Source organism: Pseudoalteromonas sp. UBA2102, from assembly GCF_002331165.1.
Classification (GTDB): domain Bacteria; phylum Pseudomonadota; class Gammaproteobacteria; order Enterobacterales; family Alteromonadaceae; genus Pseudoalteromonas; species Pseudoalteromonas atlantica.
Window position 1 is genome coordinate 19,567 of the sequence record NZ_DCYU01000093.1, and the last position, 14,638, is coordinate 34,204.

Annotated in this window: 16 protein-coding genes and 1 pseudogene; 11 read left to right on the forward strand and 6 right to left on the reverse strand. The window is 41.4% G+C overall.

Annotation, left to right across the window (positions count from 1 at the left end; genetic code table 11):
* Window positions 1-187 precede the first annotated feature (187 nt).
* The 5 genes and pseudogenes from B2R65_RS13120 to B2R65_RS13140 all read right to left on the reverse strand — a co-directional run.
* Window positions 188-949 (reverse strand): annotated as a pseudogene (locus B2R65_RS13120) (efflux RND transporter permease subunit); the annotation flags it as partial.
* Window positions 950-1,307: 358 nt separating this feature from the next.
* Window positions 1,308-2,630 carry a TolC family protein gene (locus tag B2R65_RS13125; RefSeq protein WP_286743315.1) on the reverse strand — a complete coding sequence of 441 codons (1,323 nt, stop codon included), beginning with the start codon at window positions 2,628-2,630 and terminating at the stop codon, window positions 1,308-1,310.
* Between the two features lie 262 nt (window positions 2,631-2,892).
* Window positions 2,893-3,258, reverse strand: a complete 366-nt coding sequence (locus B2R65_RS13130) for a hypothetical protein (protein WP_273611694.1) — start codon at window positions 3,256-3,258, stop codon at window positions 2,893-2,895.
* 63 nt (window positions 3,259-3,321) lie between these two features.
* Entirely contained in the window at window positions 3,322-3,930 is a 609-nt protein-coding gene (locus B2R65_RS13135; protein ID WP_273611695.1) for a paraquat-inducible protein A, read from the reverse strand.
* A 2-nt stretch (window positions 3,931-3,932) separates the two neighbouring features.
* On the reverse strand, window positions 3,933-5,198 hold the full coding sequence (locus B2R65_RS13140) for an EAL and HDOD domain-containing protein (protein ID WP_273611696.1): 1,266 nt from the start codon (window positions 5,196-5,198) through the stop codon (window positions 3,933-3,935).
* Between the two features lie 145 nt (window positions 5,199-5,343).
* Between B2R65_RS13140 and B2R65_RS13145 the strand changes: the two genes are divergently transcribed.
* From B2R65_RS13145 to B2R65_RS13155, 3 genes are all read left to right on the forward strand, one after another.
* Window positions 5,344-6,102: a substrate-binding periplasmic protein gene (locus B2R65_RS13145; protein WP_286743318.1), complete on the forward strand. Its 759-nt coding sequence runs from the start codon at window positions 5,344-5,346 to the stop codon at window positions 6,100-6,102.
* Between the two features lie 69 nt (window positions 6,103-6,171).
* Complete coding sequence (locus tag B2R65_RS13150; RefSeq protein WP_004587636.1) at window positions 6,172-6,738, forward strand: PhnA domain-containing protein; 567 nt, start codon at window positions 6,172-6,174, stop codon at window positions 6,736-6,738.
* Between the two features lie 117 nt (window positions 6,739-6,855).
* The gene (locus B2R65_RS13155; protein WP_286743322.1) at window positions 6,856-7,671 is read left to right on the forward strand and encodes an META domain-containing protein; all 816 of its coding nucleotides are present in this window, start codon (window positions 6,856-6,858) and stop codon (window positions 7,669-7,671) included.
* Window positions 7,672-7,714: 43 nt separating this feature from the next.
* Here the strand turns inward: B2R65_RS13155 and B2R65_RS13160 are convergent, their stop codons facing one another.
* The gene (locus B2R65_RS13160) at window positions 7,715-8,554 is read right to left on the reverse strand and encodes a 23S rRNA (adenine(2030)-N(6))-methyltransferase RlmJ (protein WP_286743323.1); all 840 of its coding nucleotides are present in this window, start codon (window positions 8,552-8,554) and stop codon (window positions 7,715-7,717) included.
* A gap of 238 nt (window positions 8,555-8,792) precedes the next feature.
* Here B2R65_RS13160 and zapB point away from each other — a divergent pair, with 238 nt between their 5' ends.
* From zapB to B2R65_RS13200, 8 genes are all read left to right on the forward strand, one after another.
* A complete protein-coding gene (gene zapB, locus B2R65_RS13165; protein ID WP_024031454.1) occupies window positions 8,793-9,023 on the forward strand; it encodes a cell division protein ZapB in 231 nt (76 codons plus the stop codon).
* The gene (locus tag B2R65_RS13170) at window positions 9,023-9,325 is read left to right on the forward strand and encodes a cell division protein ZapA (protein ID WP_004587640.1); all 303 of its coding nucleotides are present in this window, start codon (window positions 9,023-9,025) and stop codon (window positions 9,323-9,325) included. The genes zapB and B2R65_RS13170 overlap by 1 nt, the downstream gene beginning before the upstream one ends.
* A 62-nt stretch (window positions 9,326-9,387) precedes the next feature.
* A complete protein-coding gene (locus B2R65_RS13175; RefSeq protein WP_286743329.1) occupies window positions 9,388-10,410 on the forward strand; it encodes an MBL fold metallo-hydrolase in 1,023 nt (340 codons plus the stop codon).
* A gap of 36 nt (window positions 10,411-10,446) precedes the next feature.
* Entirely contained in the window at window positions 10,447-11,925 is a 1,479-nt protein-coding gene (locus B2R65_RS13180; RefSeq protein WP_286743332.1) for a LysM peptidoglycan-binding domain-containing protein, read from the forward strand.
* 67 nt (window positions 11,926-11,992) lie between these two features.
* Window positions 11,993-12,481 carry an FKBP-type peptidyl-prolyl cis-trans isomerase gene (locus B2R65_RS13185; protein ID WP_024031457.1) on the forward strand — a complete coding sequence of 163 codons (489 nt, stop codon included), beginning with the start codon at window positions 11,993-11,995 and terminating at the stop codon, window positions 12,479-12,481.
* Between the two features lie 26 nt (window positions 12,482-12,507).
* On the forward strand, window positions 12,508-13,236 hold the full coding sequence (locus tag B2R65_RS13190) for an SDR family NAD(P)-dependent oxidoreductase (RefSeq protein WP_029772595.1): 729 nt from the start codon (window positions 12,508-12,510) through the stop codon (window positions 13,234-13,236).
* Window positions 13,237-13,246: 10 nt separating this feature from the next.
* Window positions 13,247-14,089, forward strand: coding sequence for an amidohydrolase family protein (locus tag B2R65_RS13195; protein ID WP_286743337.1), 843 nt, complete (start codon window positions 13,247-13,249; stop codon window positions 14,087-14,089).
* 46 nt (window positions 14,090-14,135) lie between these two features.
* Complete coding sequence (locus B2R65_RS13200; RefSeq protein ID WP_286743340.1) at window positions 14,136-14,507, forward strand: hypothetical protein; 372 nt, start codon at window positions 14,136-14,138, stop codon at window positions 14,505-14,507.
* The last annotated feature ends 131 nt before the right edge of the window (window positions 14,508-14,638 follow it).

Here is a 14,638-nt window from a genome sequence, read left to right on the forward strand (position 1 = left end):
CGGGTTATTTGGTACAAGTTACAAAATACGGGTAATTTTTATAGGGCAATAAAACAGGTATTGCCCACAGTGTGCTATTAGAGCCTGCTGAAATAGGAGCAGCTATCATGCTCACGAGGGTACAAACCGTACGCCGCGATTTAACCGCCACTACATTCAGCAAGTATTAACTCACAAAGAGCAACACCTATTGACTAATATGCTGCTTTTTCCACAGTAAATACACCGCAGGTATAACCAATAACGTAAGTATAATTGCGCTTAGCATCCCGCCTACCATCGGCGCAGCTATTCTGCTCATCACTTCGCTACCGGTGCCGGAGCCGTATAAAACGGGTAATAAGCCAGCAATAATGGTAGCTACCGTCATCATTACGGGGCGCACTCTTAGCCCTGCACCTTGCATAATAGCGTGTTGTAACGCTTGTAAGTTAAATGCAGTTCCAGTTTGCTCGCACTGCTGGCGTTGCTCTGTATAAGCTTGGTTTAAATATACAAGCATTATGACACCTATTTCTACGGCAACACCGGCCAATGCAATAAACCCTACACCCACTGCCACTGAAAAGTTAAACGCTTCAAAGTACATTAGCCAAATGCCGCCCACCATAGCCAAAGGAAGGGTGGCAATAATAATAAGTACTTCGCTTAGGCATTTAAAATTAAGGTATAGCAGTATTACAATAATTGCGAGTGTAAGCGGGATCACATAAGTAAGCTTTGCTTTTGCGCGTTGCATGTATTCGTACTGCCCTGCCCAAGTAATTGAATAACCAGCGGGTAATTGTAGGTTATCGCCAAGTACTTGCTGAGCTTGTGCTACATAGCTGCCAATATCACTGCCTTTAATATCAATTAAGCTCCACCCATTTAAACGCGCGTTTTCGCTTTTAATGCCGGTAGGGCCATCTTCAATAAATACATTAGCAACATCGCCAAGTGCAACTTGATTGTATTGCACATAACCGATTGTTTGAATATCACTTTGTAGAGTTTTCACTTGCACTTTACTGGTTTTAACGCCTAAGTTGTTAACCACTTCAGGGGATATTTTTATAGTACCTGGGCTGTCGTTTTCAGCGTTTGCGTATACAGGCACCAGCTCCATCCCCATTGGTGATAGCCCTGGTTCATCGCGCCTATAATTACTGTCCATTGGCGCAACCCAATACAGCGGCTTCGTTTTTTTATTATCAGCGGTTGTGGCTAAGTGCTCAGTGTCATCAATCAACCAGCGATTAGCAATAAACATTAACGTGGCACCAATAAGCAGCGCTACAAGGTATTTTAAGTTAGTTTTCATTGTTTTATCCTTGTAACTCAGCCATTACTAGCGAGTCTAAACTGGCTGCGTAATAATTTAAGCGAGCAATAATTATGTGTTTGTCTATTTGAATATTAAGGGCATCTATTTTGGCGTTTAGCTCACTAATACGCGCGCGCATAACATCAGAGAAGTCGCCATCGTCACGGGTATACGCGTTTAAAGTAGCCTGAGCTTGCTGCGACATTTGCGGTAATAACGTGTTTTGATAAAGCGTATTGCGCTGCTCAATTCGCTCAAGTTGACTAACCTCTTTAAAGTACTGTCCTTTTAAGCTTTGTAGCGCCACGCGTTTGTCGGTTTTAATGGCCTCTGCATTAGCAATAGCCGCATTAACTTGCTGGTCTTGCCTATTGTCGGTAAATAAAGGTAAATCAATACTCACCCCCACCGAAAGCAAATCAGCACGCGACTCACCAGCTTGGTTATCAGCGCGGTAGCCATAACCCATATTTACGCCAAGTTGTGGCTTATAACTTTGTTTAGCAAGGCTCACTTGTGTGCGTTTAGCGGCTATACGTTGATCTATAGCCACTATAGAGGGATGCGCCATAAGTAACTTAATGAGCTCATCAAAGTCTAAGCTATTAAATTGGGTAAGCGGGGCTGGCGCTGTAAAAGTTAGGCTTAATGGTTGGCGTAATATGCTCTGTGGTAACCACTGGGCTAACCCTTGTTTAGCGGCATCTAGCTGCTGCGCTAATACAATCAGTTTATCTTCAAGGCGTGTGAGCTCCAATTGTGAGCGAATAATATCTTGCTGACGGGTTTTACCTAAACTACTGGAGTAACTGGCTTCGGTAACTTCAATTAACTGGCTAAACAATGCTTTATCTTGTTCAATTAACGCAATACTTTGCTGTGCTCTGTAGGCATTTAACCACAGCTCCATTACCCTAGCTTTTACTTGCGCCTTTCGCTGGGCCCTAAGCCACGGCTGCTCAAGTGCTTCTTCTTTTATTACTTGTTGGCTAAGTGCTAGGCTATTACCACGGCTAAAGCTTTGGCTTATACCCACTTTTAACTGCGTCATGTTTTCTTGATCAAACGCAAAGCCATCTACGGGTACACTTTGCAAACCTATGCTTAATACGGGGTCTGGTAGAGTACCTGCAGCAATACTTTGCGCTGTGGCGGCGGCTTGCTTTTGCTCACTGGCGCTCAGCCACGGCTCGTTATTGAGCGCTAGGTTTATGGCATCCGTTAAATTAAGGGTTGATGCTTTTGCTATAGCATCACTATTAAATACAGCACCAAATAAGGTGGCGCTCAGTAATAAAGCTTTAAAAATTACAGTGCGGGTCATTGCCTGCTCCATCTAAAATTAAAAATAAAATCTTAAATTAACAAGCAGAACAGGCGCTTTTAGCGAATATAGCTAAATTTCACTCATACCAATGATGTTGAGTTATTAGTTATTTATAACGACAGTTAAATAGAGTGATAACAAGGCATAAACATCGACATGTAGTTGCTCTACACGAGAGGTTTATAACGCTGTTAACGCTTTATTTGGCACGCTAAATGATTAAATAATCAAGTCGATTGGTATCACACCTATCCTGCGTTTAAGCAAACATAGGAGGGCGATATAAGGTATTACTAGGTGGGGAGGAAATACCGCTATTAAGCTGGGTAACTTTTTCACTCGATAACGAAAAAGCAGTAAATAAGGCCGGGGACGTTAAAATAGAGCTGCTTCCACAGCCATTTATTGGGCAATGACAATCATTTTGAACATCTGCTTCATCACTGCAGCAATCCATTTCCATCATACTTTTATGCAATTTACTCTCGCTCATTACATGTGTGGCATGCTTTGCTGATAGGCTCATATGTGGCATTTCGCACTGCTGATTTACAGACGCAACGGCTTGCCCCACAAACGTGAGTAGCATCACAACAACGAGTAAATTTGAGTAAAAACGCTGCAAAACAAAGCCTATTAAGTAAATTACCCAGTAATAATATTTGAGTTATTAAGCTAACTCAAATAATTAATTTTCTTTTTTAGGCGGTTTAATTAAGCTACTCGCTAAAATAGCAAAAATACAATAAGCACTAAAATACCAAAATCCCTCACCAAAAGTGCTATGCATAATTAGTAAATCGCTACTTTGCCCATGTGCATTGCCTGCCAAATAAGTCACTATTAACGCAATAACAAACACATCCACCATGCTCCACTTGCTCAGTGCGCAAATAACCACACCTAACTTATTTTTAAATGCGCTGGCCGACAAGCAGCAATACAGTAATTGCAACAGTAATTTTAAGCTTGGGATCACAATAGAGAACAACCCAACTAACGCCGCTACCAATAAATTATTATTATTAGCTAGCTCGTTTACGGTTCCCCAAATGCTTTGTGTTTTGCTATACGCGTTTATTTCACCCTCTAATTTATCAAGTCCTAACATGCTAGAGAACATCATTAACATACTACGGGTACGGCCATCGCCTTCCTCAGCCAGCATTTCTATGCCTGCTTTGGCGAGTTGCGATTTATCAATGTTCCCCTCAATCGATAATACAGGTTTGGTAACACCAGGAAATAACAGCCCTAATGCAACCACAATACTTAAAATAGATAACCAATTACGCATATTTATTCTGCAATAGCCTCAATAATTTCGTCACTATACAACAGTGCATCAAGAACATAATTAAAAATATGACCTATATGCAAATCACTGTTTATTGCCGGCATTAACACCGCTATTTTATCCATTTCATCTAGTTCAAACGCCCTAATAAGCGCAAGGCTTTGCCCTAAAATGCCCTCATTGTTTAATAATGCCTGGGCAATACTTTCATCTAGCGAAAACTCTTTAACAATTGCTTCAAGGTTTGTATCTAAAATTGCATCCATCACAGAAAACAACCCAACCAAGTAGCCCTGACCAACCAGTTCTGCGTGGTTTTGCCCTAGCAATAGCGCAATAAACTGCGCTCTGGTTAAGGCAAGTTTTGTGAGTTCTGTGGGTTTATCGGCGCCTAATTCGCTTAGCGCCAGTACCCGCACCAGCTGCCTTATGCTGTCCTCTCCTAAATACACAACCGCTTGCGAAATAGAAGTAATGGTTAATTTAGTACTGCCCGAGCGGGCATTCGCTAATTTCAATACTCGCGCTGTAATTGCCACATCTCTGGCTACTTGTTTTTGTATTTCATCAAAGCATAAAGATTCTTTTGCCGTAAAGCGCAGTAAATCAAACACAATCACCTTACCCGGCTCCACATCTTTGTAAGTGATCATCTCTGGGCGGGCAAAAAAGTAACCCTGAAATAAATCGCAACCGGCTTGTTTTAACGAGTGAAATTGCGCATGAGTTTCTATGCGCTCAACAATAATTTTTGCATGCGGATTAGCGCGTTTAATTTTTTTTATGCGCATATTGGTTTTAATTATTACATCGTCCATTTCAATTTTAATGTAATCTACATGCGCAAGTAATGGCGCCCATTTATCGTCGCCATCGTAATCATCTAAGGCAAACTTGTATCCCTCTTGCTTGAGCGCTTTCACGCGCTGAGTTACCTCAGCTATTTTGTTCGTACGCTCAACAATTTCTAACACACAATTTTGTGGTACTAACAATTTAGGAAAGTTTTCTAAAATAGTGGCTGAAGAAAGGTTAATAAACGCTAAATGATGCGCTGTAAGTTTGTCTGGCCCTAGCATCATCAGTGTATTAAAAAACAAACGGCTGGTTGCTTGCTCATCAGATGTTCCCACAGGAAATGCATTATAGGCTGAATCGCGATAAAGCAGCTCATAAGCAAACACATTCTGCTGCGCATCAAAAATAGGTTGCCTTGCAACAAACTGTGTTAGCTTTTGTCCGTTCTGAAAAATATTTGTGGGATTCACTTAATAAAAACCTATCTAATTTGGCGCTGTTTATTACAATGAGGTTATACACTGTAATTCAACTGCTATGAAGATTCTAGGATCATTGCAAGCGGAGTTAAATTACATAACGCTCAAGGTTAAAAGTTTAGCAAAGGTTACTTATTTGTATTTTTTAAAGTTGTTTTTATCCTTATTTATTTTGCATCTTGCTACGTTTGCTAATGCCCAGCAAAACCAGCCAGAACTAAATTACAATGTCAGTGCGTCAGGTAGTCACTACCCTTTTTACACCGGCAACCCAGAAAAACCCGGCATTTTGCCAGAAATAATCACCGCTTTAATGGCGCAAGCAAATATTACCGCCAATCACGTTGAGCTCCCCACTAAGCGAATTACCAAATACTTAGAAAACGGCATTATTGATTTTGATGTAATTTCTTTAAAATGGTTAGCGCAAAGCGAGCGAGATAACCCTTACTATATTTTTTCAGAGCCGCTGATCCCCGCAACCGAAATGATTGTCGCACTGCCTGATAACGTCGCGCAGTATCAAACTAAGCAAAGTTTATACTCTAAAGAGGTCGGTACAGTACTTGGCTACTACTACCATGATGATGCGAAATTTAACCGCGTCGATTTTCCCTCTGAAAAAGAGCTAATGATTGCATTATCTAAAGCGCGTATTGATGTTGCCATTATGGGTACTCATACCGCAGCGTATTGGTCTAAACAACTAAATATTAATACTGAGTTTGGCGCCCAGCATTCGCATGGTTATTTAAGAGTGCGTTTACTTGCTAAGCACAAAGCGTTACTGCCTAAAATTAACCAAGCCCTGGCACACTTACATAGCAGTGGTTACATAAAACGCATAGAAGATAAATACATTAACCCAATACCCGCACAAAATTTAAGGGATTAGTATCGCCGCCTACCTTTGCTAGGGTATAATACGGCCAAATGTAAACCTCTTCCTATATAAGAACGCCTTATGAGTATTGAAAAAGCCTTAATCGAGCGCAGTAATAACCAGTGTGAATTATGCAGCGCAACCGAACACTTATCTGTTTACGAAGTGCCTCCTGTTACCGAAACCCATTCAGACAAATGCATTTACACCTGCCAAACCTGTAAAGATCAAATAGAAAACAACAGCGAGCTTACCCCAACACATTGGCACTGTTTAAACGACAGCATGTGGAGCCAAACACCTGCCGTACAAGTAGTGGCTTACAGAATGCTAACGCGCTTAGCTGTTGATAATGGCTGGGCACAAGATGCGCTCGACATGATTTACCTAGAAGAAGACACCCTTGCTTGGGCCAAAAAAGCCCTTGCTGAAGATGACGATATAAAACACGTAGACAGTAACGGCGTAGTGCTACAAGCTGGCGATACGGTTACTTTAATTAAAGACTTAGACGTTAAAGGTAGTAGCTTAACCGCCAAACGCGGCACAGCAGTACGTAATATAGGCTTAACAAATAACCCTGAACATATTGAAGGGCGAGTAGATGGCCAACGTATTGTTATTTTAACAAAGTTTGTAAAAAAATAGCGTTAAAGCATTATATTAAGGCGCATTAGCGCCTTTTTTTGTGCCTAAAAAAATTAAGCCATGATTAAGCTCCTCCCCCCTACACTTACCAGCAATATAGGAATAAGGAGCGCAAGCATGGCAAAGCAGCAATTTAGGTTTCAAAAACGTACATTTACTGGCTTAGGTTTATTAGCCCTAAGTGCACTCACATTAGCGGGCTGTGAAAAACCAGCTAACGAATCACAATCCACAGTACAAGAAAAAAGCGTTATGGGTTTAACCACGCAAGTGAGCTATAAAGATCGCAGTATGCCACGCCCTGGCTCACAACTAATTGTAACGCTATCTGATGTGTCAAAAGCAGATGTAAAAGCCGAAATAATTACGCAACAAGTAATTGATATAAATAAAGCGCCGCCGTATACCGTGGAGCTAGCTTATGATGACAACAACATTGTTGATAAACACCGCTATAACCTCACCGCTAGAATCATTAATAAAGAGAAGGTTCTTTATACCAGCACAATGCAGTACGACCCTTTTAAAAATGCAAACTCGGGGATTCTTCACGAAATTGAGCTTGAAAAAGTCGCCTCACCTAAAAGCGATGTTACCCTTACAAATACATACTGGAAAGCCGTTACAATTAACGCGCAAACAGTCAGTGTAAGAACAAAAGAGCCATTTATACAATTTGATAAAGATAACCGCGTTAACGGCTTTTTAGGGTGTAATAACGTCAGCGGCAGCTATAGCACAGATCAACATTCAATTTCGTTTAGCCAATTGGCAAGTACAAAAAAAATGTGCTCACAAAGCATGGAGCAAGAAGCGGCTATGTTAAACATGCTCAATAACACGCAAAAATGGGCTATAGAAGGCGAGTCTTTAGAATTAAAAGATAGCAGTGGCAATACGCTTGCCACCTTTAATGCGGTTTATTTTAATTAAATAAAAGCCCAGCTGGGCTTTTACTTTTCATAATGGCAGGCAGTTATTCGTCGACTAACTGCTCGCTTCTATAAAACCCGCTAGGCTCACTTAAAAGCTCAACTAACTCAGGTAATATGCTGTCCATAGTTTGTTTTAATTTCCACGGTGGGTTAATAACAATCATCCCTGAAGCCGTCATACCGTGTACGTCAGTATCCGCTTGCGTGCCTAACTCAAATAATTGAATATTACGCATTCCCGACTCAATCAACCCTTGCTCCATTGTATTGATTCGCTCTCTATCAACAACGGGATACCAAATCATATATGTGCCGGTAGCAAAGCGCTGGTGCGCCTTAACTAATGTACTTACTACAGTGTCGTAATCGTCTTTTATTTCATAAGGTGGGTCAATAAGCACACATGCACGGCGCGAAGCTGGCGGAAGTAGCCCTATTAATCCGGCAAAACCGTTTTCGCCACGTACGCGAATAGAGCGCTTACCTTGCATGTTTTGCTCAAGTAACTGCAAATCGCGCGGGTGTAATTCAAAAAACCAGCCTTTGTCTTGACGACGTAAGTAATGCTCAGCAATTTTTGGCGAACCGGGGTAAAACGCCAGTTCATCCCCATCATTAAACGATTTAATTAATGCAATATAATCGTTTAGCGCCTCGTGTTTACTGATATGTTGCCAAAGCTTAGCAATGCCCTCTTTGTATTCTTGTGTTTTTTGGGAATCAGATGAACTTAACTCAAAAAATCCCGCACCTGAGTGGGTATCAATATAATCGAGGGGTTTATCTTTAATAGTTTGATATTGAAGTACCTGTGCAAGTACTAAATGTTTAAGTACATCGGCAGGGTTACCTGCATGAAAAGAGTGTCTGTAACTAAGCATTGTTAATTTTCGCTATACGCAATTTAATATCGGCAGTGAACCATAAGCTCTGTATTTTGGCAACCTATACACCGTTTTGCGAGCAGTTAAGTGAACCATTTATGAACAAAAAAGCCGCCACCCTGAATTATCACTTAATAAACAATAAAATTGTGCTAAAACCACCGTAAATGCTGGCAAAACAACACACTTTGCTTTACATTTGCATGACATTAATTACAGTTATATGAGCGCCTTTATGAACAACACAACTCTTCAACAACTCGAACAACTGATTGACTCGCTTATCGAGCGCAACAACCAATTACAAACAGATGTTGCTAGCTTAAAAGAGCAAAACGCAAAACTAAGCGACGAAAACGAAATTTTACAACTAGAAGCCCTTGAAAACGAAGAAAAGCAAAAAGATGCCAGCTCTACGTTAACAGGCTTACTTGATAAACTACAAAGCGCACAACAGGCAAGCTAATGTCTGAGCTGCAAAACCAGCGGGTCACAGTTGAGTTGCTAGGTAAAGAGCAGCAGTTTGCATGCCCGGTTGGGCAAGAAGATGCATTAATAGCAGCAGCACAAAATTTAAATGACTTGGTTGAGCAAACAAAGCAACGCTCATCAGTTCGCAACGAACAACAGGCGATACTTTTAGCAGCACTTACACTTAGCCATGAGTTGCTAGAAGCTAAAACGCATGCCAGTGTAGAGCAACAGCAGCAAGATCAACTCATTGATAAACTCAGCCAATGCTTGGCGAGTGACCCAATAAAAAAATAAAAAGCGCCCTGTGCGCTTTTTGTTTATTATGAGGGTAAATAAATGCTGCGCAGAGACACACAATGACATTAAAACCCCTTTTAGTAACTGTAATCCCCGCCCTTTTTATTACCCTTAGCCTATTTTCTCACTCTAGTAAGGCAGCGGTTACTTGGCAGCAAATAAACGAAAATGTGCAATTTTTAAAACAACAAGATAAGTTACGTTTTTACGATTCCAACCAAGTGCTCATAGAGGGCGAGCAATGCGCACTAATGGTTGATGCAAGCGGAAACTTTGCAGCCGTTGAAGCACTGGCAAAACAGTTAAAAAAACACCTTAAAACCCCGCTCTGTTATTTAGTTGCGACTCACTTTCATGACGACCATTTACTCGGCATGGCCGTATTACAAAATGCCTTCCCAAAAGCGCAGCTAATAGTACATAAACAAGTAGCCGATAATTTTGCCACATACCAACAGGCTTACGATGATAAATTAGCAGGCTATGAAAAAAGTATAGAGCTGAGCTATCAGCGCTTAGCCACATTACCCGAGCAACAGCAAACACAGTGGCGCGAAAAGCTCTCTTTAGCTAAACAACGTTTTTTACGTTGGAAAAACTATAACTTACAATCACCTAGCACCGTAATCAGCGAGCAACAAAGTATTGATTTAGGTAACTTTGCGGTACAAATAACGCCCGAAAAAGCCCACACAAACGGCGATTTAACACTTAGTACCAATAATGGCACGCTGCTAATAGGCGGCGATATTGTTGACTGGCTACCCTACCCAGGCCACGGCCAGTTACAAAATTGGCAAGCCTTGCTCAAACGCTATATTAATCAGCCTAATTTGCGTACAATACTTCCCGGCCACGGCGGGGCGCTTGAAAAAGCACAACTTAAGCAGCCTTTATTGTTTTTAACAAATTTAATAACCCATGTGAAAAACAATAAAAAACAAACGCTTGAGCAACTTACTGAGAATTTCCCTGCGGATGTTTTAGCACCATATAAACAAGAAGCGTTAAATACAAAGTCGAGCCAGTTATTTTTACAGGCTGGGCTTAAGCGCGCCCAGTTAATTGAGCATGCGCAGTAGTGTTATAAAATAAAGGATTGTAGATAAGAGATGAAGATGCGTGGATTGCTTGTAAGTTGTGTAATTATTTTTTTGTATGGCTGTAACAGCACACAAACACAACCCGAAACAGACGCACCACAAATTTTTACTCACTTTGAGCCAAGCTACGAAAACCAAATAGAGCTTGAGCCTGTACAGCCAAAACAATTACAGCAAGCCAATACTGCACCGCCGGTAAAGGCAAAAAAAACAATTGTAAAAAAGCGCCCCGCCAAAGCTAAAAACCTATGGGTGCATATTGCCAACAACCTACACTTTACGGTGTATCAAAATCGCGCCTTAAAAAAGCGTATTAACTGGTATTTAAAACAACCTAACTATTTGCCCACGGTAAATAAACGCGCTGCGCCTTATTTGTATCATATCGTAAAAAAAATTGAGCAAAAGCGCCTGCCTATGGAGCTGGCTTTACTGCCCTTTGTAGAAAGTGATTTTAGACCCACCATTGCCTCATCGCAGCAAGCAGTAGGTGTTTGGCAGTTAGTGGCCGCCACAGCGCATCATTTTGGGATTAAATCCGATCAGTGGTATGACGGCCGACAAGATGTACTTGCCTCCACCGATGCCGCACTTGAATACCTCAGCTATTTACACAAACGCTTTGATGGCGACTGGCTACACGCCCTAGCGGCTTATAATAGTGGTGAGGGGCGTGTTAAACGAGCTATTGAGCGAAATAAAAAACGCGGTAAAAGTACCGATTACTTTTCTCTAAAGCTGCCAAAAGAAACGGCCGACTACGTACCTAAACTGTTAGCGCTAAGCTACTTAGTTAAGCACCCGCAAAAAGGCTTTAAGCGTCCTAAACTGGCTAATAAACCAATAACAACGCAAATGAATGTGGGCCAACAGTTTGATTTTTCGGTCATCGCTAAGCTCTCTGGGGTTGGCTCAAAACAGTTGCACGCGCTTAACCAGGGCTATTTAAAAAATCAAAGCTCACCTAATGGTCCCCACTCATTGCTTTTACCTATCGGCCAAGAGGCACTGTTAAAAAGTCAGTTTTTTAAGTCTAATTTTGCAGGCGAATACATCGTTAAAAAAAATGATACGCTATACAGTATTGCAAGACGCTTCAGCATGTCGGTAAGCGCGTTAAAGCAGCTCAATGGCAAACAAAATAATATGATAGGCATAGGTGAAAAACTGCTGGTTGGACAGCCTAAAACGCTCCCAAAATCGCTCACTATAGATTATCAAATTAGTCCTTATTTAGAGCCACAAGAAGTCGTGATCCCCACTCTTGAAATAGACTATGAAGTAAAACAAGGCGATAGCTTGTGGAGCATTAGTCAGCTTTACGAAGTGCCGCACAGTGATTTAGCTAAATGGAACAACTTAAGGGCCTCAAGCATTTTAAAGCCCGGTACGCAATTAACGCTATTTATTCCCCAGGCAGAAAAACCCAAACAGCCGCAGCAAAAACAAGATTTACTGCAAGATCTACAAAAATCACTTATTCAACCACGCTGAGTTTATAAAGCTCGGTATTTCGCGTAAAATCGGCTTTTAACTTAGTCAAAAACTTAAAGAGACAAGCATGCAAATTAGCAAAAATTCAGCAGTTGAATTTCATTACACATTAAGCGAAGCGGGCGAGCAACTAGAAAGCAGTGTAAACCACGCGCCTCTTAGCTATATTCATGGCAGCGAAGGCATGCTTCCTGGCTTAGAAAAAGCCCTTGAAGGCAAAGCCGCAGGCGATAAGTTTAGCGTAACACTTGAGCCTAGCGAGTCATACGGTGAGCGCGTTGACGATTTAATTCAGCGTATTCCGCTTAAGCACCTACAAGGTGACGTAAAAGTGTGGAAACCAGGTATGACTGCGATGGTGCACTCAAACCAAGGCCAACACCAGGTAACATTAGTTAAAGTAGGCCGCTTTAATGCAGATTGCGATTTAAACCACCCGTTTGCAGGCAAAACGCTAACGTTTGATTTAGAAGTGGTATCGGTTCGTGAAGCAACCAGTGAAGAGATTTCGCATGGCCATGTTCACGCTGAAGGCGGCTGTGGTCACTCTCACTAATCACACACCTTAAATTAGGAGCAAGTATGTCTAAGGTTGCTATTGTTACAGGCGGTACAAAAGGCATTGGATTAGCGGTTGTAAAACGCTTTATTGAAAATGGCTACACGGTGCACAATCTGGATATTGAGTACAGCGAGCTGGGGGTTTTTCACCAATGCGATGTGAGTAATGTTAGTGCTGTAAAAGCCTGTATTACGGCCATTTGTAAACAAAGCTCACGCATAGATGTACTTGTTTCTAACGCTGGTAAACACCTCAGTGCTAGCATTGAGGATACCGATGAGCATACTTTCGATGCATTATTTGCATTGAACGTTAAAGGGGCCTATGCGGCTGTACAAAGTGTACTACCCAGCATGAAAGCGCAAAACAATGGCGCCATTATTTTAATAGCCTCAGATCAGGCAATAATTGGTAAACCTAACTCGTTTGCCTACAACCTGACAAAGCATGCTCTTGCTTCTATGGCAAAAACTACAGCACTTGATTACGCCCAATTTAATATTCGCGCGAATGCGGTATGCCCAGGGACAATAGAAACCCCTCTATTTCATAACGCGATAGATGCTTATTGTAAAAAAAGTGGGGCTAACAAGGCCGATATAGTGGCAGAAGAGGCAAGCCTTCAACCGCTAAACCGCTTAGGACAAGCTGATGAAGTTGCCGCGTTAGTTAGCTTTTTAGCAAGTGATGATGCAAGCTTTATAACCGGTAGCCTACAAAATATTGATGGCGGATATACCACACAATGAGCACATGCGGATGAGCCTGAAAATTATTGACCCCCACGTGCATTTTTTTAACCTTGCCGAGGGGCAATATACTTGGCTGCAAGGCGAAAACCCACCAGCATGGCCAAATTTAGAGTTAATAAAACAACCTATTAGCGAAAAAGAGCTACTAGAGAGCAGCGACTTTACCCTCGCCGGCATAGTACATGTAGAGGCTGGTTTTGATAACAACGCCCCCATTAACGAACTTAATTGGCTAACGGCGCATTTAAAAAAGCTTCCCTTTAAAGCCATTAGTTACGCTCAGTTAGATTGCGCACCTGTGCAATTTGCAAAAGCAATAAACGCCCTTGCCCACCCGCATTTAATAGGCATACGGGATATCACCGAAGGCGCAAACGCACAGCGATTATTAAACCCAGTGTGCTTTAGTAATTTGCAAACCCTTTGCCTGCAAGGGCTGTATTATGAAGCCCAGTTTGAGCTTGAAAATACTGCAATAGCCGCTCAGCTTGCTCGTTACGCTAAGGCGCTGCCTCAGCTAAAAATAATAATAAACCATAGCGGCCTACCTAATAATATTAATAACTGGCAGCAAAGCATTCGCATGCTAAGTGCGCACAATAATATAGCGATTAAGTTTTCGGGTTTTGAGCTTTTAGCGTTGAATTTACAACAGCAACAAGATTGTTTTGAAACTATGCTCTCGTACTTTGGCGAGCAGCGCATTATGTTTGCGAGTAACTTTCCGGTTTGCCAAATTAACGCAAGCTATAATGATGTCTGGCATAGCCATCAAGCTTTGTGTAAAACAAATAAAATATGGCACAACCTTAGCTACGCAAATGCTAAGCATTTTTATAACATATCCTAGATAAGCTATATTAAATTTAACCACTTACGTAAATGCGGCAATGACTATGACAATACATTCGCAATTATCAGCCCTTGGCATTTTAACTATTTTAAGTGGTTGCGCATCTAACACGCAGCCTACTCCTAAGCTGCATCATGCCTTACTTACCGAGCCAAATAGCCAAGCGGTAGAGCGTGTTATAGAGCGCTTAATGCATATAAAAAACGTAACGCTTGCTGACGATATCTTTATTCACACCAGTACCTTTACTCTTAAAAACACAAACCGTAGCGATATAACAGCCAATCAACAGCTTAACTTTCCCGATCAATTTGAGTTAATGATAAACAATAATCGCTGCTATATACGCCACCTTGATAGTAAAGCCACCGCTGAGATAAAAGGCGTTACGTGTACAATTAATCTTGCCAATTAAACCCGCTAACTATTCAAATGGTATTGCTCATAGGTATTAGATAAACACAGCTATAAAAAGGCCGGTAAGTGAGTTATCACTTACCGGCCTTTACTTTAAACAATAGCATTTAAATAACGCTCTTTAAATAA